Below are 21,112 nucleotides of genomic sequence, written 5' to 3' on the forward strand. Positions count from 1 at the left end.
AACCCTCCCCAACGGATCTCAGGAGATTGTGGACTGTGACCAGGATTTCAAAGACGGAATTTCGTGCCGCGCTCGAGCGTTTCTATGATGACGTCGCCGGCGGCGCGCCGATGGATGCGCCGTGGAAGACGAAAATGATGGATGCCGGTACGCCGGACCTGCCGGACGACCCGACAGCCGAACAGGTCGACGCCTGGGCGGAACTGATGGAGATGCTGTCGGACAAGGCCTATGCCGCCGAGATGCGCGCCCACATGTCGGATCTGTGGACCGAAGAGTTCGATCCCGCCGCCTACGCTCAAGCCGCCGAAGCCACCTTTGCGCGGGTGAGGGCGGCGATCGAAAACAACCTTGCTCCACAATCAGCCGTCGGCAGAGAGATCGCTGCCGATTGGCTGGCGCAGTCGGCAAGGGCGATGAAGCGGGCTCCGGATCAGGTTTTCCTGGATTGGCAGCTCGAACAGTACCGCAAGCACCACGCCCGTTCGGCGCGTTACCAGGAATTGATGGCGGTGTTGCGGGGACAGGCGCCGCAGGCTCCGACCGGTCGTGAGTGGAGCTGGATCATCGACGCGATGAAGCAGCTTTTCTAGGGCGGGGAGGTCGGCTCGATCGCCGAAGTTGCGAGACATGCCCGCATGAACGGCAGCATGTGTCAGCCGCGGCGGCGGCCAAATAGTCGCTGCGGCTGGCCGTTGACGGACGTTGCTGCAACTTTGCGCGGGCCAACGTGGCGCGTGTCGTTTGCAGTATTTTCGGCAAAATAGGCTTCGTGCCTTGCCGCGGGCGCCGCGTTTTCGGCTTCCGCCTCGAGCCAGGCATCGAGCTGCGCGCGACAGGCGGTGCGGTCCATGGCGCCAATCAAGGCGGCGGCATGGCTGGTTTCGCCAAAGGGCTCGCGAAGATGTGGATAGAGGGCCTGAAGCACGAAGCCGGCATCGGCCACATCGACGTCGAGTGCGACCAGGCTCGTTGCCAGCAGTTGTCCGGAAATATCGAGCAGGATGCGCTCGACCTGCGCATCCCTGGTGCCGAGCGCCTGACCGAGGACACGCGAGAACAGGATAATCTCGCCGCTCCTCGCAAAACGCACGAGCAGAGCGGCATGTACGTCTGTCATCGTCGCGGACGACGGCGTCTGTGGAATATTTTGCGGACGGGCGCCAGCGAGCGCCTTGATCTCGCGGCGAAGCGCCTCTTCGCGCGCTGTACGCAATGAAGCGGCTTCGTCTTCCTGGCTCGCTTGCTCTGCTGCTGCCGCTTTCACGGCGCTGCTGCGCGCTGCCAGTCCCGGCGGGTTGTGATGTTCGACGAGCGCATCGACGACGAGCGGAGAGAGGTTCGGGCGGCGGCCAATGGCGGCGGCATGTTCCGGCCCGCGCTCACGGATGATCGTTATCAGCGTACGGTCCGCGATCGCCTTGGAACGGGTCAGGAAAATTGCCGCGATGGCGATCGGCATACCGCCGATCAGCGCTGCGACTGTCTCTGGAATTTGCTGGCATTGCGAAAGGGCGGCTGCAGCCTGCCGGCGGGCTTCGTTGCTGGAACCAAGGAAGAGCGGCTCGAACAGCTCGGCAAATTGCTTCATGTCGGACTTGCGGGGAAAACGCAGGCTTTCGAAACCGGTGACGGTCGCCATCAGGACGACGTCCTTCAAGCGGCCAGTCTGTGGCCTTTCCAACTCACGAAAGCGATCCGTCACGATAATTCCCTGCACGCAAAACATGATCGCCATTGCCGGCGATCCGGAACGGCACACGTCGCAAAAATTAGAAGAAAAGCGTTAGCGTACTGTTAACTATGGATGTTGGAGCTTTATTCAGGCTTGCGGCACACCCAGGGCGGGCGGAGCGCCTACGGATCGCCGCGCCGGCACCGCAAATCTCGGGGACATCCGCGGCCGTAGCCATAAAAAATCCACATGCTGTCATGAGTTATCGCGGCGACGGTGAAGGGCCCGGACGCCCGCCGACGTTTGGGGCCGTGTGAAGAGGGGCCTCTCCATGGGAGATATGGAACTGTGAAGAAATTTATTCTGCGCGCAGCGGCGGTCTGCGCGCTCCTTGTGGCTCCGGCGATTGCGCAGGCTGCCGAGGGTTTTGCTACCGCCAACGTCAACATGCGCTCCGGTCCGAGCACGCGCTACCCGGCGGTGTCGATGATCCCGGTGGGCGAATCAGTCGAAATCCATGGCTGCCTTGCGGATCTGCCGTGGTGCGACGTGTCGTTCTACGGCGGCCGTGGCTGGGTTGCCGGCCGTTATGTCCAGGCCGACTATCGACGCAACCGCGTCTATGTCGAACCGCGTTATTATCGCCCGCTCGGCATTCCGACGGTTGTCTTCCAGTTCGACAACTATTGGGACCGCAACTACCGCGGCCGCGATTTCTATCGTGAACGCGATCGCTGGCGCCGCGGACCGGATTGGGTCGATGACCGGCGTGATCGCCGCGATTGGGAGCGGCAGCGCGAGCGCGAGCGCCGTGACTGGGAGCGTGAGCGGCGCAGTAATCAGCGCGACTGGGAGCGCCGGCAGCGCGACGAGGACAAGTGGCGCGACGACGAATGGCGCCGTCAGCGGACAGAACGCGAGGATCGGCGTGATTGGGAACGCCGCGACGACGGCGTGCGCGTGCGGCAGGACGACGGCACCGTCTATGAGCGCGCCCGTCCGGCTCCGATGGTTCGCTGCCAGATCGACGATCCCTACTGCGAGAACTGATCCGCACACGGCGCGTCGGCGCGCCTTGTCTGATGGGAAAAAACGGGCGGCCCTGGTCGCCCGTTTTGCGTTTCGCGAACCTGCTTTCAACGGTTTTTGGCGGAACCAAACGCCAGCCGGCGCGTTGAGCCCGCGCAGACAAGGGAGCGTTGTAATGGTCGAAAAGAAACTGCAAGCGGTGGAAAAAGTTGCCGTGAGTGAAGCCGAATCGGACGCCCGCGCCGAGGTTGACGCACAGATCGCCGAGCTGCGCGCGGAAATCGCCCGCCTGACGGAAGCGGTCACGGCGATCGGAACGAGCACGAAAGCGGTTGTGCAGGGCGAGGCGGATCTTCTGGCTGAGCGCGTGCGCGAGCGTGTGCGCGAAGAGCCTCTGTCGACCCTGGTTGCCGTTGCGGGCGTGTCCTTCCTGTTCGGTTTGATGTCCCGGCGCTAGCGGGTGAGGCGGGTCTTCGCCCGGATTGCCGTTGTTACCTTGGATACATCGCCGGGACCGTTCGACAGACATACTGAACGCAGGTTGGGGTTGCAGATCGTTTATTAGTAATCTGTTAACCAACCTGTGGCTCAATCGAAGCGGACCCGGTATCATCGGGTCGCGTCGTGAACCAGAACAGCAACATCCGGGCGACCGGAAGAAGGAGCAAACGAGAAAGGCGCGCCTGTCCAGGAAAGATCTGGGAAAATGCGCTGGCCCGAGAAGGGCAGGGTGAAATCTGTACGGTAGTTCATCCGTCTCAAGATTTGTGGAGACGAGCATGGCAGACGTTATCAGAATTCAGGACCGCAAGGTTCGTATACCGCCGCACCGGCCTCCGGCCATTTCGGGTGGAGCGAAAGTGCTGCTGTTCACCGGCATCCGCTACGAGCGCCTCGATCGCGACCCGCAGCCGACAGCGCCGGACGGACGCCGCATCAAGAAGCAGTGAGCCGCGGCACTCCTGCGTATTAGGCGACACAAACGGTCGCGTTCAAGACACTGTCCTTGCCCGGTTCTGCGGGCTCATCCCCATGCACTGCTGCGCCCGACGCGGCATCGAATCATCGCCGCACATCTCGGCGTGGATTTTCCTAGCTTGCCCCTGTTGCTCGACGACCACAGCGGATGCTCTAGCGACGGAACGGTTCGCAGGTCGATTCCGCAAGGAAGTTCCGGACCTGCTCTTCGAAGCTGTCGACCGGCGCCATCGCTCTCAGCACGGCAAAGCCATCCTGTTCCTTCATCTCGACCATGATCGATTGTGCAAGCGCCTGTGGCGGAGATTTTCGCAACTCGACCAACTGGATTGGCGTTGCGACGACAAGGTCCAGTTTGCCGTTGACCGCCGTGTGGTCGTTCATGCTGAAGACCTCGTTCGAATTGCCGTCGAAGACGGCGAGCGACCAGAACGGCACGTTGCCGCTGGCGAGGAAACGCGCCGGTCCATCCGAGATCGAGAAGCTGCAGACCGCGGTTCTCAGATAAGGATCGTCATTGGCAAGGCCAGTCGGCCCTGGTGTGCTGGTCAGCGCAAAGAAACTGTCCATCTCCAAAAGCCCGAGGATGCGGGTATAGGCATCGCGGCCGGTGAACTGCGGCAGCGCCAGGACGATGACGATGTGCAGCAGGGCGGCGCCGACCAGGCCGAGAACTGTGGCGAAGAGCACGCTACGCATCGCCGCAACCCGTCTTGGTGATAACCGGCATGGCGAGATCGATCAGGCCGGACGAGCCGGCCGTCGGCGTATCGAGCAGCGTCAGCACCAGCCGGAACGTGCCCGAGTGGCGCACGGCCAGCCAGTTGTCGGGCCTCGCATTCGGCGACACATGGATGCTGAAGTTACTGTTTTCGCCGCGCAGAACGCTCCAGGAATTGAGCGCCGAGGGGAGGTCGGAACCCGGCCTCAGTGGCAGGCCTTCGGCATTTGCGGCGTAAAGCGTCCAGAAGCGGGCCTGCGGCGTCAGCCCCGCAACATCATAGGAGCAGGCCGCCTGAAGCTTCTCGCCCTTGCTATCGACCTGAGCACTGAACATCAGCCCTTCGGCGCCGCCATAGAGCAACTCGCCGGCGCGCGCCCGATGTGCCTTGGCATACGGGTCGGCATTGGCCGTCTGCGCCTCGGGAAAGGCGACCCAGGGGCCGATCGCGATCGAGCCGAAGCCGACGGTCGCTTTCAACGCCCATACCGCCGAGGCGATGCCGCCGCCGAAGGTGATGGCAAGGGTAAGCGCGACGAGGAAGGGGATTCGAAACAAGGGCGACTCTACCGGATATGGTCCTGCGGCTCAGCACCGCCGCGTTGACACCCTATGTCGCCGAAATCCGCGCCCGGCGCAACGGCGACCGCATCGCCGGTCCCGAACCCGACACCGCAACCGCGAAGCGGAAGAAGAGTGGACATGCCCGAAACGTCAGTTGCTGGCGGCATCGGGCTGCGCCTGTGCGGACCGTGGTTCTTCATCCGCGCCGAGAGAGGCAAGCTTGCCGCCGGCCTTCTCGGGCGCCTTCAGTGCGGGGGCCTTTTCGAAGGTCTCGCCGATGCTGCGCAGCAGCCGGGTGACATCGGTCGAAAGCGAGCGTGGCCGCACCAGCGGCGGCAATGCGTTTTCGTCCGGCTTCGCGGTTGCCACCTGCGGCGGCTGCTTCGCCGGCGCCGTCGGCGCGGTGATCCCCGGGATCGTCCGGTGTTCGATGCCCTGTTCGGCGTAGTCCATCAGCCGCTTGAAGGTCATCGCCGGCAACGAGCCGCCGGTCATGTTGTTGGTCGAGGTGTAGTCGTCGTTGCCGAACCAGACCGCGGTCGTATAGTCGCCGGTGAAGCCCACGAACCAGGCGTCGCGATAGGCCTGTGTTGTGCCGGTTTTGCCGCCGACGACGATGCCGTTATCGAGCGCAGCCTTGCGCGCCGTACCGATGACCGGGATCTGCGTCAGCATGGAGTTCATCGACGTATTGGCGGTTTCGGAGAGGATGCGCCGCGCCGGCGGCTCGTCGCGTCCGAAATCGTAGAGAATGTCGCCGTCATAGTTGAGGACCTGGCTGATCCCGTGCCGGCGTGACTGCATGCCACCGGCCGGGAAGACCGCGTACGCCGTCGCCTGGTCGAGCACGGTTACTTCCGAGGTGCCGAGCGGCATGGTCTTGTCGGTGCGGATCGGCGTCTCGATGCCCATGTCCTTGGCCGTCTGGGCGATCAAGTCAGTGCCGAGCTTGTCCTTGGCGAGGCGCACGGGAATGGTGTTGATCGACTTGGCGATGGCCGTCAGGATGGTGATGCGGCCGGCATAGCTGCGGCCATAATTCTGTGGCGACCATCCGCGCCAGGTGATCGGCGCGTCGACGACAACCGTTTCCGGCGTCATGCCCTTTTCCATCGCTGCCGCGTAGGTATAGACCTTGAAGGAAGAGCCCGGTTGACGCAGAGCTCGTGTCGCACGGTTGAACTGGCTCTCGCCATAATCGCGGCCGCCGACCATGGCCCGCACGGCGCCGCCGTTTTCGACCATCACCAGCGCACCCTGCTTCACGCGGAAGCTCTCGCCATATTGGCGCAGGCTCGATTCCACTGAATCTTCAGCGGCATTCTGCAGGCCCATATCGATCGTGGTGCGCACGATCAGCGAGTGCTGCGCGAAGGGGCGGGCGATGCGCTGGACTTCGTCGAAAGCCCAGTCGAGGAAGAAGTCGGGCGCCTTCACCTGGGCGCGGTCGATGACCGTCGCCGGGTTGAGGCGTGCGGCGATCACCTGGCCTTCGGTCATCAGGCCGCCCTGGACGAGGTTGGTCAGAACCTCGTTGGCGCGTCCGCGTGCGGCCGGCAGGTTGACGTGCGGGGCGTAGCGGGCTGGCGCCTTGAAGAGGCCGGCAAGCATCGCCGACTCGGCAAGGCTCACGTCGGTGATCGACTTGCCGAAATAGAACTGCGCCGCGGCTGCCGCACCGAAGGTGCCGCCGCCCATATAGGCGCGGTCGAGATAGAGCCGGAGGATTTCCTTCTTCGACAGGTTGCATTCGAGCCAGACGGCGAGGAAAGCTTCCTTGATCTTGCGCTCGATCGTCCGCTCGTTCGACAGAAAGAGGTTCTTGGCGAGCTGCTGCGTCAGTGTCGAACCGCCCTGGACGACTCCACCGGCGCGTGCATTTTCGGTCATGGCGCGGGCAAGGCCGAGGAAGTCGATGCCCCAATGGTCGAAGAAGCGCCGGTCTTCGGTCGCCAGCACCGCCTTGATCAGATGATCGGGCAGCTCGTCGATCGGTACGGAATCTTCGTGGATGATGCCACGATGGCCGATCTCGTTGCCGTAACGATCGAGGAAGGTGACGGCGAAATCGCTCTGGGCACGCCAGTTGCCCTTGGTTTCTTCGAAGGCCGGAAGGGCGAGCGCCAGCATCAGCACCGAACCGACAGTGCCCCAGTTCATGCCTTCGCCGAGCACCTCGAAGACGGCTTTTTTCCAGCCCGTCACGCGGAAGCGGCGGAAGAAGATGGTAGTGTCTTCCCACCATTGCCCCAGCTTGAAACCGGCATTCCAGACTGAGGAATCGATCCAGGAGTCGATCCTGAGAAAGATGTGCCGTTTCTTCGGCCGATTATCGTCTTTCCTCGGTTCCCGCACGGTCTCAACCACCTGAAGGCTCTACGGCATCATGCCGGCGCCATGTAATATTTGCACGGCGTCAAATTCCAATCTACTTGCATATCGCGCCGCCGGCCTTAAAAAACCGGCAATTTTCTGCGAAATTTCTGTATCGCGAGCGATTTGACGAAAGTGTGATGACGATGGGCGAAATGCCTTTCTGGAAGGCGAAAAGCCTTGAAGACATGACCGATACCGAGTGGGAAAGCCTCTGTGACGGCTGCGGCCTCTGTTGTCTCAACAAGCTCGAGGATTGGGACACCGGCGAGATCGCCTGGACCTCGATCCGCTGCACGCTTCTCGATGGCGAGAGCTGTCGCTGCAAGGACTATCCCAACCGCCAGGCGACGGTGCCCGACTGCATCCAGTTGACGCCGAAGGCCGTGCGCGAGATCACCTGGCTGCCGCCGACCTGCGGCTACCGGTTGGTGGCTGAAGGGCGCGATCTCTACTGGTGGCATCCGTTGATTTCGGCCGATCCGGAAACGGTTCACGCCGCGGGCATTTCCGTCCGCGGCCGCACCGTTGCGGAAGACGGCATCGACGTCGACGACTATGAGGATTATCTCGTCACCTGGCCGCTGGAAGTGGGGCAGGAAAACGTGGAGTGACAAGGGGTTAGTCGAGGCGGCGGAATCGTTTTGGCAGTGTGTCGACCGCGACGCCTCTAATGGCTGCCGCCGTTCTTCTTGACGAGGCTCTTCGGCGCAACGTTGCGCCACGCCGTCTCCATCGACTGCCGCACGAGATCCTCGTCGGCCTGGACGAAATAGAGCGAGGTCCAGCCACGGTCGCCCCAGCCGCCGGGCACCGCGGCGCAGACGCCGGGTTCCATCTCCAGAAGCATGCGCTGCTGATCCGGTGTGAACTTGAAAACAGCGCGCCCGGCTTCCGGCAGGCTCATGAAAATACGCTTCCCAACGCGGAAATCTCGCGTTCCGAAATGCGCATTTTCCTCCGTTCCAGGCAGGCTCAGCGCGAGTCTTTCGATCTCTTCCGTCAGCATGAAGAAAGATTAACATGCTTTTGCCGAATGGCAAAAAGGCTGAAAATCACTACAAAAATTACAAGGGGTGTCCTTGAAGCGCGGGCTCGAGAAGGGCGCTGGCGGAGCCTGATCGGGCTGCCTTTATGGCCTTTACGGTCAGTGGTCGATCACCCGCGGCATAGGGCCGGAAACGCCGCGACCGGCGGTGGTAGGCTCACCGCCGGTTCGCTACGGAATGTCGAAAGACGCCTTAAACAGGCGCTGTCCGACGACAATCTATGGATATGGAGGTGAAGGGCCGGTGACGCCTAGGCGCGCCACTCAGGCGTGCCTCATTCGGCCGGTGCGACCGGCTTCGGCGTTGCCTCGCTCGCGGCGCGCATCTCACGCCATTCGCTCTCGAAACGGTCGAGCAACGATTGCGGTACTTTGGACTGCTGAGATGCGGGCTGGTTGTTTGCGAGCGTCTGCATGCGATCCTCCCGGGTTCTGTGACGGTTTCATGGTGTAAGGTGTGGCGGACAATTTCACATCGCAAAGGCTTTGTAAATCAGTGGCTTAAATCATTTAAACGATTGAAAAATCTTTAAATCGATTAATTTTTCGTTTATACACAGCACGCATCGCGCCCGGACGTCAACAGGTTTAAGTTGCAGGTATTTTTGAAGTAATTTGCGCGCATAGATTGCGGCAAAGGGCCAGCCGTTTCGCGGCTCCCTATTAAGAGAGAAACGGTGCTGCGACGTGATCGGTGCCGTCATGACGGATTGCGTCGACTGGTTCGAAGGACACGATGGCTGAGCCTTGTTCGGGAGCGGCGCCGACGGACCTGAATCAGTTTCTGAGATGTTTGATTCACGCTGCGAGCGACAGCCGCCAAAGGATTCAAAAGAATCGAGAAAATGCGTGCGCAGCCATGCCGCGCTTGATCGGGAACGGGTTCTTTCGCGTTAGCGCATGCCGGCGAAGAGATGCTAGCGAAACATGCTTAACGAAAGCTGACCGTTGGCTGGCGTCGTCTGGTGGCCTTGGGTTCCGGGCCGTGTTCCTCGCGTGATTGCGTCGCTAAAACTGTCGCAGGAAGCGGCTATGGCTTGGCAAGGGAATGAGCAATGCGGGTTTCCACCAGGGAAGAATCGCCGCAATCTAAGGTCGGATTTCGGGGAAGGTAATGCGTTTCTCGGTAGTGCCTGCCGGTCCAAATGGCCGACATTCATTTGCCATTCAGCCTCGTTCGGTTATTGCTTCTGCCATGATGCTTCCCAAGTCGAAAGTGCGTTCATGTCTTCACCAGTGATCATAGCCGCGCTTGCTGCAGGCCTCGCCGGCTTCAGCCCGCCTGCGATCAGCGTGCCGTCGGATATTGTCGTTCGTGTGTCCGGCGATTGCAGCGCGGCTGCAGCGCAGGTCGTTGCCGACACTGGTGGCGAGTTGCTGTCGGCACAGCCGACGTCCGATGGCCAGTGCGTGATCACCGTGCTTGTTCCTGGCAATGGCGGTAGGCCGAAGAAGGTCACCGTCAAGGTGCCGATGTAGGCTATCCCTGCAGCGCCGCGTGCCGTATCAGGCGTACGAAGGTCGCTGTAGCACTTTGAATGGCTGCATGTTCTTATCCTTAAATCAGCCAGATTTGGCGAAGCATGCAGCAGGATGGCCGCGAGAGGAAGTAAAGACGGATGCGCATTCTGATTGTCGAGGACGACGCCAACCTGAACCGGCAGCTCGCCGAGGTGCTGAAGGAGGCCGGCTACGTCGTTGACCAGGCCTATGATGGCGAGGAGGGGCACTATCTCGGCGACGCCGAGCCCTATGATGCCGTGATCCTCGACATCGGCCTGCCGGAAATGGACGGCATCACGGTCCTTGAGAAATGGCGCGGCGACGGCAAGACCATGCCGGTTCTGATCCTGACTGCGCGTGATCGCTGGAGCGACAAGGTGGCCGGCATCGATGCCGGCGCCGACGACTATGTTGCCAAGCCCTTCCACGTCGAAGAAGTTCTTGCCCGCATCCGCGCCCTGATCCGGCGCGCCGCCGGCCATGCGAGCTCGGAGATCGTCTGCGGCCCGGTCCGCCTCGACACCAAGGGTTCCAAGGCAACGGTCGATGGCGTCGCATTGAAGCTGACGTCGCACGAGTTCCGGCTGCTCTCCTATCTCATGCACCACATGGGCCAGGTCGTTTCGCGCACAGAATTGGTCGAGCATATGTACGATCAGGATTTCGATCGCGATTCCAATACGATCGAAGTGTTCATCGGCCGGCTGCGCAAGAAGATCGGCAACGATCTGATCGAAACGGTGCGCGGTCTCGGATACCGAATGCAAGCGCCGGGCAATGGCAATTAGATCGCTCACCGCACGCGTTCTGGTGGTCTCCACCGTCTGGGCGGTGGTGGCTCTCGTCGTGATCGGCGTGGTGATTTCCGAGCTTTATCGCCAGGGCTCCGAGCGCGGTTTCAAAGACCTGCTGCGCGCCCAGCTCTTCAACGTCGTCAACTCGATCTCCGTCAACGAGAGGACGGTGCTGTCGGGCAGCCCGCAACTTGGCGACCTCCGGTTTTCGCAGCCGCAGACCGGCTGGTACTGGATCGTCGATCCGATCGGTGAGTTCGATACGCCGCCCCTGATCTCGACCTCGCTCGGCAACGGCAAGCTACCGATCGCCAGCGTCGACGAGGTGCCGTTCGATACCGGCTATGTCCGCTTCTACACCACCAAGGATCCCTTCGGGAACGAGGTCGAGGTCTCCGAGACCGAGGTCGTTCTCGACATCCAGGGCCATACGGCGCGCTTTCGCGTGGCGGGCAACCGCGACGTGCTCGAGGCCGATATCAACCGCTTCACTCGCAACCTGACGATCGCGCTCTCCATCTTCGGTCTGGGCGGGCTCGGCGTGAACGCGCTCACCATTCTCTTCGGCCTGAGGCCGCTCGATGAGGTCCGGCGCTCGATGGAAAAGATCCGTGCCGGCGAAAGCGAACGGTTGGACGGCGCTTTCCCGCGTGAGATCCAGCCGCTCGCCAACGAGGTCAATGCCCTGATAGACAGCAACCGCCGCATCGTCGAGCGCGCCCGCATGCAGGTCGGCAATCTTGCCCATTCGCTGAAGACACCGATCGCGGTCCTGCTCAACGAGGCCCGGGTGCTCGAGGCATCGCATGGCGAGTTGGTGCGCACTCAGGTCGATGCAATGCAGACCCAGGTTCAATCCTATCTGAGCCGCGCCCGGATTGCGGCGCAGCGCGAGTCCGTGCTGGCGCGGACCGAAGCGCAGCCGGCGCTCGAACGCCTCGTGCGCGTCATGCGCAAGCTCAATCCGGAAAAGCAGGTCCATCTGTCGATCAACCCGCCGGGACTGGTTCTTGCCATGGAGCTGCAGGACGTCGAGGAGACCGTTGGCAACCTGCTCGAAAATGCCGCCCGCCACGCCCGTGGCGAGGTGTGGCTGAATGTCAGGCCGGCACCGAGCGAGGTTCATGCCAAGGAGCCCGGCCGGCAGTGGATCGTTCTCGACATCGACGACGACGGGCCGGGGCTCAATCCCGACCAGATCGCAGTGGCGATGAAGCGCGGCAAGCGGCTCGACGAAAGCAAGCCCGGAACCGGGCTCGGTCTTTCGATCGTCAGCGAGATCGTCCGGGAGTATCAGGGCACCATCACCCTGTCGCGACGGGACGAGGGAGGGTTGCGTGCGGAACTGGTTTTGCCGGCGGCCGTTTAGAGGGTGATGAGGAAATGCGCGGGTCCGGCGTCGCTCGCTTGCGAATCCATCGTGATTTAGGGGTCACACCCGTGCTTGAAAATGTCACACCCGCAGGGCTCGCCGTTGCCTCGGCACGCGGGGAATGCCAAAAGAAAATCAAGGACTAGTCGTCATCGTGCTCGAATGGAACGAGCTTAAGAATGCGGCTTCGGATAGGATGATTGAGTGTCGCGGATCATGAGGAACCAGGCAGAAATGACACGGGCTATTGTCGTCGGCGGCAGGATCGTTGTGATCGCCTCGGCCGTCGCGCTTGCCGGATGCGGCACGACGGGCAGCAAGGGCGCGGCCGCCGGCCTCGGCTCGACGGCAACGCGTGGTGCGACCTCGACCAATTACATCGCGGCACTCCAGGGTGGGGTGATCGCGCGTCTCACCGATCTCGACATCGGGACATCCGACCGTCAGCGTGCTCTGGAAGCGGAGTACCGCGCACTTGAAGCGGCCCCCGGTGGGCAGCCGGTGACCTGGGACGGGCGCGGCGTCAACGGTTCGGTCGTTGCAGCCGCTCCCTATCAGGTCGGGTCGCAGAACTGCCGCCAGTATAGCCACACGGTTACCGTCAAGGGACAGCCGAAGACGGCGCGGGGTGCTGCCTGCCGCAACCCGGACGGCAGCTGGACACCGCTGACCTAAGGCGTAGCCGGCCGGGCTCTCCCGGATGTGCTCAGGCGGATCGAGCCGCCGTTGCGGCGAAACGCCTCAAATCTCCGTCATAAGGGGTTTTCGAGTTGGAATGGCATGGGGGCCATAGTATTGAGCTTCCATGTTGTTCTGGATCCTCGTCGCCACTCTGACGGCGGCTGTCGCTGTCGTGCTCATCCTTCCGCTGCTGCGGGCGGGGGAAGCCCCGTCGTCTCCCCACAGCCATGATGTCGAGGTCTATCGCGACCAGCTCGAAGAGTTGAAGCGGGACCAGGATAGCGGCCTGATCGGCGGCGACGACGCCGAGCTTGCGCGCGCCGAAGTTGCGCGCCGGCTGCTGGCTGCTGGCGAGAGCGACAGTGAGGCGATTGCGGCTGCCGCGCCGCGCCGCGGTGTCAGCCGCCTGGCCCAGGCCTTCGTGCTTCTCTGTCTTCCGGCCGTCGGCCTCTGTCTTTACTTGCTGACGGGCAGCCCGGGCATGCCGGCGCAGCCGCTGGCCGCACGCCTGGCCGATCCCAATGGCGACATCAACATCCTGATTGCCAAGGCTGAGAATCATCTGGCGGTAAACCCGAATGATGGCGCCGGCTGGGACCTGCTTGCGCCGATCTACATGCGCAACGGCCGTGTCGAAGATGCGGTCGATGCCTATGACCGGGCGATCCGCCTGCTTGGCCCGACGCCGGCACGTCTCGGCGGCTATGCCGAGGCGATGGTCGTGCAGTCCGACGGCGTCGTGACGAGCAAGGCGCAGGACGCGCTGAAGCAGGCGCTGACGCTCGATCCCAATGACCCGCGCTCGGAATTCTATCTTGCCCTCGGCCTCAAGCAGGAAGGCAAGAGCGCGGAAGCGCTGACTGCCTTCAACCGACTGGTCGCGACATCACCCGCCGACGCGCCCTGGCTGCCGCTCGTCAAGCAGCACGTGGCAGAACTGGGGGGCGCCGGCGCCACCAGCGCTGCAGCGCCCGGCAATCCAAGTGCCGATGACGTGGCCGCCGCCGAAAGCATGAGCGCCGGCGATCGCCAGGAAATGATCCGGGGCATGGTCGGCAGCCTCGAAAGCCGGCTGAAGGAAAATCCGGATAATCTCGAAGGCTGGGCGCGTCTGATCCGCTCCCATGTTGTCCTTAATCAACGAGACAAGGCACTGGCCGCGCTAAGGGAAGGCCTGAAAACCTTCCCGGCCGATGGCGACGGCGGCAAGCAGCTGCTGGCGCTGGCGCGTGAGCTCGGGATTGCCACCGACGGAGTAACGCAATGACGCGCAAACAAAAAAGACTGGCGATCATCGGCGGCGGTGTCGGCTTCCTGGTGCTTGCAGCCTTCCTCGTGATGTTCGCCTTCAGCCAGGCGATCGCCTATTTCTATGTGCCGAGCGACCTCGAAAAGGCCAACGTACCGCCGGGAACCCGCATCCGCCTCGGCGGTGTCGTCGAAACCGGCTCCGTCAAGCGCGGCGACGGCAAGACGGTGACCTTCACCGTCACCGATACGCTGAGCGGCGTGCCGGTCACCTATACCGGCATCCTGCCTGACCTGTTCCGCGAAGGGCAGGGCGTGGTGACGGAGGGAACCTTCGTTGCCGGAAGCTCGGTCTTCGTGGCCGATTCCGTTCTCGCCAAGCATGACGAGACCTATATGCCCAAGGATGTCGCCGACCGTTTGAAGGCGCAGGGCGTCGAGCTCAGCGGGAAGGAAACCATCAAGTGATCATCGAGCTCGGACACTACGCTCTGGTTCTGGCGTTGGCGACGGCGGTCATTCAGGCCGCCTTACCGATCCTTGGCGCACGATTGAACGATCGCGGCCTGATGGAACTCGCATCCAGCGCCGCCGTCGCCTGCTTTCTGCTCGTCGCTTTCGCTTTTGCCGTCCTCACCTTCGCCTATGTGACCTCGGATTTCTCGGTCCGCAACGTCTGGGAAAACTCCCATTCGCTGAAGCCGCTAATCTACAAGATCTCGGGCGTCTGGGGGAACCATGAAGGCTCGATGCTGCTGTGGCTGTTGATCCTGACGTTTTTCTCGGCGCTGGTTGCCGCTTTCGGGCGCAACCTGCCGGAAACCCTGAAAGCCAACGTGCTCGCAGTGCAGGCCTGGATCGCGATGGCCTTCGCGCTCTTCATCCTGCTGACGTCCAATCCGTTCGCTCGGCTGATGCCCGCGCCGGGCGAGGGCAAGGACCTGAACCCGATCCTGCAGGACGTCGGCCTCGCCATTCATCCGCCGTTGCTCTACCTCGGCTATGTCGGTTTTTCGGTCTGCTTCTCCTTTGCCATCGCGGCCTTGATCGAGGGCCGCATCGACGCCGCCTGGGCTCGCTGGGTCCGTCCCTGGACGCTTGCCGCCTGGACCTTCCTCACCGCCGGGATCTCCATGGGTTCGTACTGGGCCTATTACGAGCTCGGCTGGGGTGGCTGGTGGTTCTGGGACCCGGTCGAAAACGCCTCCTTCATGCCGTGGCTCGCGGGGACGGCGCTTTTGCACTCGGCGCTCGTCATGGAAAAGCGCGAGGCGCTGAAGATCTGGACCGTGCTGCTTGCGATCATGACCTTCTCGCTGTCGCTGCTCGGCACCTTCCTCGTGCGTTCGGGTGTCCTGACTTCGGTCCACGCCTTCGCTACCGACCCGACGCGCGGCATCTTCATCCTCGCCATTCTCGTCTTCTTCATCGGCGGTGCGTTCACGCTCTTCGCCCTGCGCGCCTCGCACCTGAAAGCCGGCGGCATCTTCGCGCCGATCTCGCGTGAGGGTGCGCTGGTCTTCAACAATCTCATCCTGACGACGGCGACCGCGACGGTCCTGACCGGCACGCTCTATCCGTTGGTGCTCGAAGCGCTGACCGGCGACAAGATCTCCGTCGGGCCGCCCTTCTTCAACATGACCTTCGGCCTGTTGATGCTGCCGCTGCTCTTTGCGGTGCCTTTCGGCCCGCTGCTTGCCTGGAAGCGCGGCGACCTTGCTGGCGTTTCGCAGCGGCTCTTCGCAGCGGTTGCCATCGGCCTGCTCTTCGGCGTCACCTATTATTACTTCATGAATGGCGGCCCGGTTCTGGCGCTCTTCGGCATTGCCCTTGGCGTCTACGTGATTGTCGGTTCGTTGACGGACCTGGCGCTGCGCTCCGGCCTCGGCAAGGTCGCAGGCAACGTCGTCTGGCGGCGCTTCTCCGGCCTGCCGCGTTCGGCTTTCGGCACGGCGCTTGCGCATATCGGCCTCGGCGTCACCCTGATCGGCATCGTCGCCGTCACGGCCTTCGAGACCGAAACCGTGGTCGAGATGAAGCCCGGCATGACGGTGGATGCCGGTGGCTACACCCTGCGCTTCGACGGCATGCGCAATGGCAGCGGCCCGAACTATTCCGAGGAGTCCGGCCACTTCACCATCAGCCGCGGTGGCGTTGCGATTGACGACGTCTGGTCTTCGAAGCGTCTCTACCAGGCGCGCCGCATGCCGACGACCGAGGCGGGCATTCGCACCTTCGGCTTGAGCCAACTCTACGTCTCGCTCGGCGATCAGATCAGCGAAGGCGGCATCGTCGTGCGCATCTGGTGGAAGCCGATGATCCTGTGCATCTGGGGCGGTACCCTGTTCATGATGGCGGGTGGTTTCGTCTCCTTGAGCGACCGCCGCCTGCGCGTCGGCGCGCCGGCCAAGGCCAAGCGACCGAAGGCGGTGCCGGTGGGAGCTGCGGAATGAACCGTCTGCTCCTGGCACTCCTGCTGTTGCTCGCGCCTGTCGGCTCGGCCTTTGCCGTCAACCCGGATGAAGTGCTTGCCGATCCCGCGCTCGAAGCGCGGGCGCGGGCGATCTCGGCGGAGCTGCGCTGCATGGTCTGCCAGAACCAGTCGATCGACGATTCCAACGCCGAGCTTGCCAAGGACCTGCGCGTGCTTGTACGCGAGCGGCTGGCGAACGGCGACAGCGACAAGGCCGTCATCGATTACGTCGTGTCCCGCTATGGCGAATTCGTACTGCTGAAGCCGCGCTTCGAGACGAAGACCCTGATCCTCTGGGGCATGCCGGCGACCCTGCTTCTCGTCGGGACGATTACCCTCGTCATCGCCTCTCGCCGTCGCGGCACCCAGCCAAAAGGGACGCCGCTTTCCGAGGACGAGAAGGAAAAGCTGAAGAAGCTGCTTCAGCCTTAATGCAGCGCTCGCCGAACGCGCATTCGTTGGACCGGCTTCAGCACTAATCTCTTGATATTGCTTGAGATCCCTGCCGGTGGCGGGCAATGCCGTTCGCGCCAACGCGCAGTTCCCGGCAGGCCTTTGGCCGAGCCCGGGTCAGCTCTTCACAACATTACCAAAAATTCATTTTCCGGACAGAACTCAGTAAGGTCCCATCCGTTACATCTTTCGTCATCGGCTGTTCCTCCAGTCAGCCAAAACGAATTCCGCCTTCCCTGAGGCGGCTTCGCAACCAGGTTTCGGTGCCGTCTCCGATGGCATCTAGGAAGAGAAAAGGCAAAACGGATGTTTACGACCAAATCCCTGCGTCCCTCCCTCAAGACCGTTCTGAAGACCTCGACCATCGCCGGCCTTGCCGCCGTCATGCTGACCTCGGGTCTGCCGGCAAGCATCTCGCAATCCTTTGCCGATCCGGTGAAGGTGGAAGCGCCGTCGGTGCCGAGCTTTGCCAATGTCGTTGATGCCGTTTCGCCGGCCGTCGTTTCGGTGCGCGTCCAGTCGCGCGTCAACCCGGTGGCCGAAGATGGCGGCGACTTCAGCTTCGATTTCAACGGTCGCGGCTTCGACGATCTGCCCGACGATCACCCGCTGAAGCGCTTCTTCAAGGAATTCGGTCCGCGCGGCGATGACCGTGCCGACCGCGGCCCCAACCGCCGTGGTCCGCATGGCGAGGGCCGCCTGCGTCCGACCGCTCAGGGCTCCGGCTTCTTCATCTCCGAAGACGGCTACCTCGTCACCAACAACCACGTCGTTTCCGACGGTTCGGCCTTCACGGTCATCCTCAACGACGGCACCGAACTCGATGCCAAGCTGGTCGGCAAGGATAGCCGCACGGATCTCGCCGTGCTCAAGGTCGATGACAAGCGCAAGTTCACCTATGTCGGCTGGGCCGATGACAGCAAGGTCCGCGTCGGTGACTGGGTCGTTGCCGTCGGCAACCCGTTCGGTCTCGGCGGCACAGTGACCTCCGGCATCGTTTCGGCGCGTGGCCGCGATATCGGCTCCGGCCCCTATGACGATTACCTGCAGGTTGATGCGGCGGTGAACCGCGGCAACTCGGGCGGCCCGACCTTCAACCTCTCCGGTGAAGTCGTCGGCATCAATACCGCGATATTCTCGCCGAGGGGCGGCGGCAACGTCGGTATCGCCTTTGCCATCCCGTCGACCGTTGCCAAGGATGTCGTCGCCGACCTGATCAAGGACGGCTCGGTTTCCCGCGGCTGGCTCGGCGTGCAGATCCAGCCCGTTACCAAGGACATCGCCGAATCGCTCGGCCTTTCGGAAGCAAGCGGCGCGCTCGTCGTCGAACCGCAGACCGGCTCGCCGGGTGAAAAGGCCGGCATCAAGAAGGGTGACGTCGTAACCGCGTTGAACGGCGACACGGTCAAGGATCCGCGTGACCTTGCCCGCAAGGTTGCCGCAATCCGCCCGGGCACCACGGTCGATCTGGCCCTGTGGCGCGACGGCAAGGCGGAAACCGTCAAGCTCGAAATCGGCACGCTGCCCAAGGACGACAAGGACGCTGCCAAGAGCCAGGACGACCAGTCCGAAGAAGCCCAGCCGTCGAGCGAGCAGGCACTGGCCGACCTTGGCGTCTCTGTCGTGCCGTCTGATGATGGCAAGGGCGTCACCATCGCCTCGGTCGACGAAGACTCTGATGCGAGCGATCGCGGCCTGAAGCAGGGCGAAAAGATCGTCTCGGTGAACAATCAGGAGGTGAAGTCCGCCGACGACATCCTGAAGGTCATCAACACTGCCAAGAAGGACGGCCGTAGCAAGGCGCTCTTCCAGATCGAGGCCGACAACGGCAGCCGCTTCGTGGCCCTTCCGATCGACAAGGGCTGATCGCGGCAGTCAGATGATTGACCGGAGCGCCGCGATTTCCAAGTGATGTCGCGGCGCTCGCCGTTTGGAGCGGGATGTGAAAAGGTGTGTGCGGTTCTCCGCCCCCATCCCGCTTTCCCTCACGAGAGCACTCGCCAACCCGGTTGTCGAAAGTCGAAACCGGTTGAGACAGACAGGGGTCCGGGACTATGGTCGCGCGTATGAAGATTCTCATCATTGAAGACGATCTCGAGGCGGCAGCCTATCTGGCGAAAGCCTTCCGCGAGGCGGGCATCGTGTCCGATCACGCCAGCGATGGCGAGAGCGGCCTGTTCATGGCCAGCGAGAACAATTACGACGTTCTCGTGGTGGACCGCATGCTGCCGCGTCGAGACGGTCTCTCTGTCATCACCGAGCTTCGGCGCAAGGACATCCACACGCCGGTGCTGATCCTGTCGGCGCTCGGCCAGGTGGATGACCGGGTCACGGGTTTACGCGCCGGCGGCGACGATTATCTGCCGAAACCCTACGCCTTCAATGAGTTGCTCGCCCGTGTCGAGGTGCTTGGGCGCCGCAAGGGCACGCCGGATCAGGACATGGTTTACCGCGTCGGCGATCTGGAACTCGACCGCCTTTCGCATTCCGTGCGCCGGCAGGGAAAGGAAATTCCCCTGCAGCCGCGCGAATTCCGCCTGCTCGAATATCTCATGAAGAACGCCGGCCAGGTCGTCACCCGCACCATGCTGCTGGAAAACGTCTGGGACTACCACTTCGACCCGCAGACCAACGTCATCGACGTGCATGTCTCGCGGTTGCGCTCGAAGATCGAGAAGGATTTCGATGTGCCGCTGCTGCGCACGGTGCGCGGTGCCGGCTACATGATCAAGGATGACCGGGCGTCCGCATGAGCAAGCTTCGCGTTCTCTTCAGAACGACCGCAGTCCGGCTTTCCGCCCTCTACCTCATTCTTTTTTCTCTCTGTGCTGCCTTTCTCGTCTTCTACGTCACCGGCATGTCGGAGCGGCTGCTGCAGCAGCAGACCCGTGACGCGGTCACCGCCGAGGTGGCGCAGATCGAGCAGGTCTATAGCCGCGCCGGCATGAACGGCCTGTTGCGCTCGCTCGAGCGGCGGGCACGCCAGCCGGGAGCCAATCTCTACGTGATTGCGGGACCGAGCGGCGAAATCCTCGCCGGCAACGTCGCGAGCCTGGAGCCGGGCCTGCTCGACAGCGAAGGCTGGACCGAACGTCCCTTCGCCTATCAGCGCTATACGGACGAGAGCAAGAAGGACACCCACGTGGCGCTTGCCCATGTGCTGGTGCTCGACAATGGTCTGCGCATTCTTGTTGGCCGCGACCTGCAGGAGCCGCAGAAGTTCCGCGCCCTTGTGCGCCAGGCGCTGATGGTGGCGCTCGGCGTCATGGGGCTTGGCGCCCTCGTCATCTGGTTCGGCATCGGCCGCAACGCCTTGAAGCGCATCGACCGCATGTCGGAGGCCAGCACCAAGATCATGGCCGGCGATCTGTCGCAGCGTCTGCCGATGAGCGGCTCCGGCGACGAGTTCGACCGGCTGTCGGAATCACTGAACGCCATGCTCAGCCGCATCGAGAAGCTGAACGAAGGGCTGCGGCAGGTCTCCGACAACATCGCTCACGATCTGAAGACGCCGCTGACGCGGCTGCGCAACAAGGCGGAAGCCGCACTTTCCCGCAAGGGCACGAGCCAGCGCGGTGCGCTCGAGGAGATCATCGGCGAATCCGATCAGTTGATCCGCACCTTCAATGCGCTTCTGATGATTTCGCGCGTCGAGGCCGGCTCGTCCGTCGCCGAGATGAGCGACATCGACCTTTCGCAGATCGTCGCCGATTGCGTCGAGCTCTACGAACCGGTGGCCGAAGATGGCGGTCTGAAACTTGAAGCCGAGATCGCCCAGGATCTCGTGATTTCAGGCAACCGCGAACTGGTCGGCCAGGCCCTCGGCAACCTCATCGACAACGCGGTCAAGTATGCTGATGGCGCCGGGAACCCTCTGATCAAAGTCTCGCTCGAAAAGCGCGAGGGGAATGTGTTGCTGTCGGTTGCCGATCATGGATCGGGCATCCCCGCAGCGATGCGCGACGAGGTGATCAAGCGTTTCGTTCGCCTGGATGAGAGCCGGTCCAAGCCTGGCACCGGCCTTGGCCTGTCGCTGGTCGAGGCCGTCATGGAAATGCATCACGGCGCGCTGCATCTCGCCGACACGGTTCCTTCCGCCGAAGATGGCGCCAAGGGGCTGACGGTTCAGATGGTTTTCCCGATGACTGCAACCTGATAGACCGGTTTTGGGAGAACGAGGTGGAGTGAGGCAGCGCGCAG

At 62.7% G+C, this 21,112-nt stretch carries 22 protein-coding genes; 16 read left to right on the plus strand and 6 right to left on the minus strand.

Annotated elements, in window-relative coordinates:
* The first annotated feature begins 35 nt into the window (after window positions 1-35).
* Window positions 36-593 (plus strand): hypothetical protein, encoded by a 558-nt coding sequence (locus IB263_RS34650; protein WP_371814049.1) that lies wholly within the window; start codon window positions 36-38, stop codon window positions 591-593.
* A gap of 62 nt (window positions 594-655) precedes the next feature.
* Here IB263_RS34650 and IB263_RS05200 read toward each other — a convergent pair whose 3' ends face one another.
* Entirely contained in the window at window positions 656-1,729 is a 1,074-nt protein-coding gene (locus IB263_RS05200) for a DUF2336 domain-containing protein (protein ID WP_192438022.1), read from the minus strand.
* Between the two features lie 294 nt (window positions 1,730-2,023).
* Here IB263_RS05200 and IB263_RS05205 point away from each other — a divergent pair, with 294 nt between their 5' ends.
* The 3 genes from IB263_RS05205 to IB263_RS05215 all read left to right on the plus strand — a co-directional run bounded on the left by IB263_RS05205 (window position 2,024) and on the right by IB263_RS05215 (window position 3,654).
* Entirely contained in the window at window positions 2,024-2,725 is a 702-nt protein-coding gene (locus IB263_RS05205; protein WP_082566256.1) for an SH3 domain-containing protein, read from the plus strand.
* Between the two features lie 154 nt (window positions 2,726-2,879).
* Complete coding sequence (locus tag IB263_RS05210; protein ID WP_060516210.1) at window positions 2,880-3,161, plus strand: hypothetical protein; 282 nt, start codon at window positions 2,880-2,882, stop codon at window positions 3,159-3,161.
* Between the two features lie 322 nt (window positions 3,162-3,483).
* A complete protein-coding gene (locus IB263_RS05215; protein WP_164475067.1) occupies window positions 3,484-3,654 on the plus strand; it encodes a hypothetical protein in 171 nt (56 codons plus the stop codon).
* Between the two features lie 181 nt (window positions 3,655-3,835).
* Here the strand turns inward: IB263_RS05215 and IB263_RS05220 are convergent, their stop codons facing one another.
* The 3 genes from IB263_RS05220 to IB263_RS05230 form a co-directional block, all read right to left on the minus strand.
* Entirely contained in the window at window positions 3,836-4,381 is a 546-nt protein-coding gene (locus tag IB263_RS05220; protein ID WP_192437832.1) for a DUF1254 domain-containing protein, read from the minus strand.
* Window positions 4,374-4,961: a DUF1214 domain-containing protein gene (locus IB263_RS05225; RefSeq protein ID WP_192437834.1), complete on the minus strand. Its 588-nt coding sequence runs from the start codon at window positions 4,959-4,961 to the stop codon at window positions 4,374-4,376. The genes IB263_RS05220 and IB263_RS05225 overlap by 8 nt, the downstream gene beginning before the upstream one ends.
* A gap of 156 nt (window positions 4,962-5,117) precedes the next feature.
* Window positions 5,118-7,334 (minus strand): transglycosylase domain-containing protein, encoded by a 2,217-nt coding sequence (locus IB263_RS05230; RefSeq protein ID WP_113188870.1) that lies wholly within the window; start codon window positions 7,332-7,334, stop codon window positions 5,118-5,120.
* Window positions 7,335-7,486: 152 nt separating this feature from the next.
* On the opposite strand from IB263_RS05230, the gene IB263_RS05235 reads away from it, so the two are divergent.
* Complete coding sequence (locus IB263_RS05235) at window positions 7,487-7,954, plus strand: YcgN family cysteine cluster protein (RefSeq protein WP_034789489.1); 468 nt, start codon at window positions 7,487-7,489, stop codon at window positions 7,952-7,954.
* 56 nt (window positions 7,955-8,010) lie between these two features.
* Here IB263_RS05235 and IB263_RS05240 read toward each other — a convergent pair whose 3' ends face one another.
* Entirely contained in the window at window positions 8,011-8,349 is a 339-nt protein-coding gene (locus tag IB263_RS05240) for an MmcQ/YjbR family DNA-binding protein (RefSeq protein ID WP_034789357.1), read from the minus strand.
* A gap of 314 nt (window positions 8,350-8,663) precedes the next feature.
* A complete protein-coding gene (locus tag IB263_RS05245; protein WP_164475066.1) occupies window positions 8,664-8,804 on the minus strand; it encodes a hypothetical protein in 141 nt (46 codons plus the stop codon).
* An 808-nt stretch (window positions 8,805-9,612) separates the two neighbouring features.
* Between IB263_RS05245 and IB263_RS05250 the strand changes: the two genes are divergently transcribed.
* The 11 genes from IB263_RS05250 (at window position 9,613) to IB263_RS05300 (ending at window position 21,068) form a co-directional block, all read left to right on the plus strand.
* Complete coding sequence (locus tag IB263_RS05250) at window positions 9,613-9,867, plus strand: hypothetical protein (RefSeq protein WP_034789359.1); 255 nt, start codon at window positions 9,613-9,615, stop codon at window positions 9,865-9,867.
* A gap of 140 nt (window positions 9,868-10,007) precedes the next feature.
* Window positions 10,008-10,679, plus strand: coding sequence for a two-component system response regulator FeuP (feuP, locus tag IB263_RS05255; protein WP_034789361.1), 672 nt, complete (start codon window positions 10,008-10,010; stop codon window positions 10,677-10,679).
* On the plus strand, window positions 10,669-12,054 hold the full coding sequence (locus tag IB263_RS05260) for a HAMP domain-containing sensor histidine kinase (RefSeq protein ID WP_034789363.1): 1,386 nt from the start codon (window positions 10,669-10,671) through the stop codon (window positions 12,052-12,054). Before feuP ends, IB263_RS05260 begins: the two co-directional genes overlap by 11 nt.
* Before the next feature lie 237 nt (window positions 12,055-12,291).
* Window positions 12,292-12,732 (plus strand): membrane protein, encoded by a 441-nt coding sequence (locus IB263_RS05265; protein ID WP_034789364.1) that lies wholly within the window; start codon window positions 12,292-12,294, stop codon window positions 12,730-12,732.
* A gap of 130 nt (window positions 12,733-12,862) precedes the next feature.
* Window positions 12,863-14,005, plus strand: a complete 1,143-nt coding sequence (gene ccmI, locus IB263_RS05270; RefSeq protein ID WP_192437837.1) for a c-type cytochrome biogenesis protein CcmI — start codon at window positions 12,863-12,865, stop codon at window positions 14,003-14,005.
* Window positions 14,002-14,454 carry a cytochrome c maturation protein CcmE gene (ccmE, locus tag IB263_RS05275; protein ID WP_034789366.1) on the plus strand — a complete coding sequence of 151 codons (453 nt, stop codon included), beginning with the start codon at window positions 14,002-14,004 and terminating at the stop codon, window positions 14,452-14,454. Before ccmI ends, ccmE begins: the two co-directional genes overlap by 4 nt.
* Window positions 14,451-16,439, plus strand: coding sequence for a heme lyase CcmF/NrfE family subunit (locus tag IB263_RS05280; protein WP_112770397.1), 1,989 nt, complete (start codon window positions 14,451-14,453; stop codon window positions 16,437-16,439). The genes ccmE and IB263_RS05280 overlap by 4 nt, the downstream gene beginning before the upstream one ends.
* Window positions 16,436-16,891, plus strand: a complete 456-nt coding sequence (locus tag IB263_RS05285) for a cytochrome c-type biogenesis protein (RefSeq protein ID WP_192437839.1) — start codon at window positions 16,436-16,438, stop codon at window positions 16,889-16,891. The genes IB263_RS05280 and IB263_RS05285 overlap by 4 nt, the downstream gene beginning before the upstream one ends.
* Before the next feature lie 327 nt (window positions 16,892-17,218).
* Window positions 17,219-18,778 carry a Do family serine endopeptidase gene (locus IB263_RS05290; RefSeq protein ID WP_060604088.1) on the plus strand — a complete coding sequence of 520 codons (1,560 nt, stop codon included), beginning with the start codon at window positions 17,219-17,221 and terminating at the stop codon, window positions 18,776-18,778.
* A 188-nt stretch (window positions 18,779-18,966) separates the two neighbouring features.
* A complete protein-coding gene (locus IB263_RS05295) occupies window positions 18,967-19,665 on the plus strand; it encodes a response regulator transcription factor (protein WP_034789385.1) in 699 nt (232 codons plus the stop codon).
* Window positions 19,662-21,068 (plus strand): HAMP domain-containing sensor histidine kinase, encoded by a 1,407-nt coding sequence (locus IB263_RS05300; protein ID WP_034789387.1) that lies wholly within the window; start codon window positions 19,662-19,664, stop codon window positions 21,066-21,068. The genes IB263_RS05295 and IB263_RS05300 overlap by 4 nt, the downstream gene beginning before the upstream one ends.
* The last annotated feature ends 44 nt before the right edge of the window (window positions 21,069-21,112 follow it).

The organism is Ensifer sp. ENS03, from assembly GCF_014852035.1.
GTDB lineage: Bacteria > Pseudomonadota > Alphaproteobacteria > Rhizobiales > Rhizobiaceae > Ensifer > Ensifer adhaerens.

What these genes read in the sequence shown, in the direction of transcription:
- IB263_RS05260 (WP_034789363.1), top strand. Translation starts at nt 10,669, where the DNA reads ATGGCAATTAGATCGCTCACCGCACGCGTTCTGGTGGTCTCCACCGTC.
- IB263_RS05240 (WP_034789357.1), bottom strand. Translation starts at nt 8,349, where the DNA reads ATGCTGACGGAAGAGATCGAAAGACTCGCGCTGAGCCTGCCTGGAACG.
- IB263_RS05245 (WP_164475066.1), bottom strand. Translation starts at nt 8,804, where the DNA reads ATGCAGACGCTCGCAAACAACCAGCCCGCATCTCAGCAGTCCAAAGTA.
- IB263_RS05220 (WP_192437832.1), bottom strand. Translation starts at nt 4,381, where the DNA reads ATGCGTAGCGTGCTCTTCGCCACAGTTCTCGGCCTGGTCGGCGCCGCC.
- IB263_RS05210 (WP_060516210.1), top strand. Translation starts at nt 2,880, where the DNA reads ATGGTCGAAAAGAAACTGCAAGCGGTGGAAAAAGTTGCCGTGAGTGAA.
- IB263_RS05250 (WP_034789359.1), top strand. Translation starts at nt 9,613, where the DNA reads ATGTCTTCACCAGTGATCATAGCCGCGCTTGCTGCAGGCCTCGCCGGC.
- ccmI (WP_192437837.1), top strand. Translation starts at nt 12,863, where the DNA reads ATGTTGTTCTGGATCCTCGTCGCCACTCTGACGGCGGCTGTCGCTGTC.
- IB263_RS05265 (WP_034789364.1), top strand. Translation starts at nt 12,292, where the DNA reads ATGACACGGGCTATTGTCGTCGGCGGCAGGATCGTTGTGATCGCCTCG.
- IB263_RS05235 (WP_034789489.1), top strand. Translation starts at nt 7,487, where the DNA reads ATGGGCGAAATGCCTTTCTGGAAGGCGAAAAGCCTTGAAGACATGACC.
- IB263_RS05300 (WP_034789387.1), top strand. Translation starts at nt 19,662, where the DNA reads ATGAGCAAGCTTCGCGTTCTCTTCAGAACGACCGCAGTCCGGCTTTCC.
- IB263_RS05285 (WP_192437839.1), top strand. Translation starts at nt 16,436, where the DNA reads ATGAACCGTCTGCTCCTGGCACTCCTGCTGTTGCTCGCGCCTGTCGGC.
- feuP (WP_034789361.1), top strand. Translation starts at nt 10,008, where the DNA reads ATGCGCATTCTGATTGTCGAGGACGACGCCAACCTGAACCGGCAGCTC.
- IB263_RS05295 (WP_034789385.1), top strand. Translation starts at nt 18,967, where the DNA reads ATGGTCGCGCGTATGAAGATTCTCATCATTGAAGACGATCTCGAGGCG.
- ccmE (WP_034789366.1), top strand. Translation starts at nt 14,002, where the DNA reads ATGACGCGCAAACAAAAAAGACTGGCGATCATCGGCGGCGGTGTCGGC.
- IB263_RS05290 (WP_060604088.1), top strand. Translation starts at nt 17,219, where the DNA reads ATGTTTACGACCAAATCCCTGCGTCCCTCCCTCAAGACCGTTCTGAAG.
- IB263_RS05200 (WP_192438022.1), bottom strand. Translation starts at nt 1,729, where the DNA reads ATGTTTTGCGTGCAGGGAATTATCGTGACGGATCGCTTTCGTGAGTTG.
- IB263_RS05215 (WP_164475067.1), top strand. Translation starts at nt 3,484, where the DNA reads ATGGCAGACGTTATCAGAATTCAGGACCGCAAGGTTCGTATACCGCCG.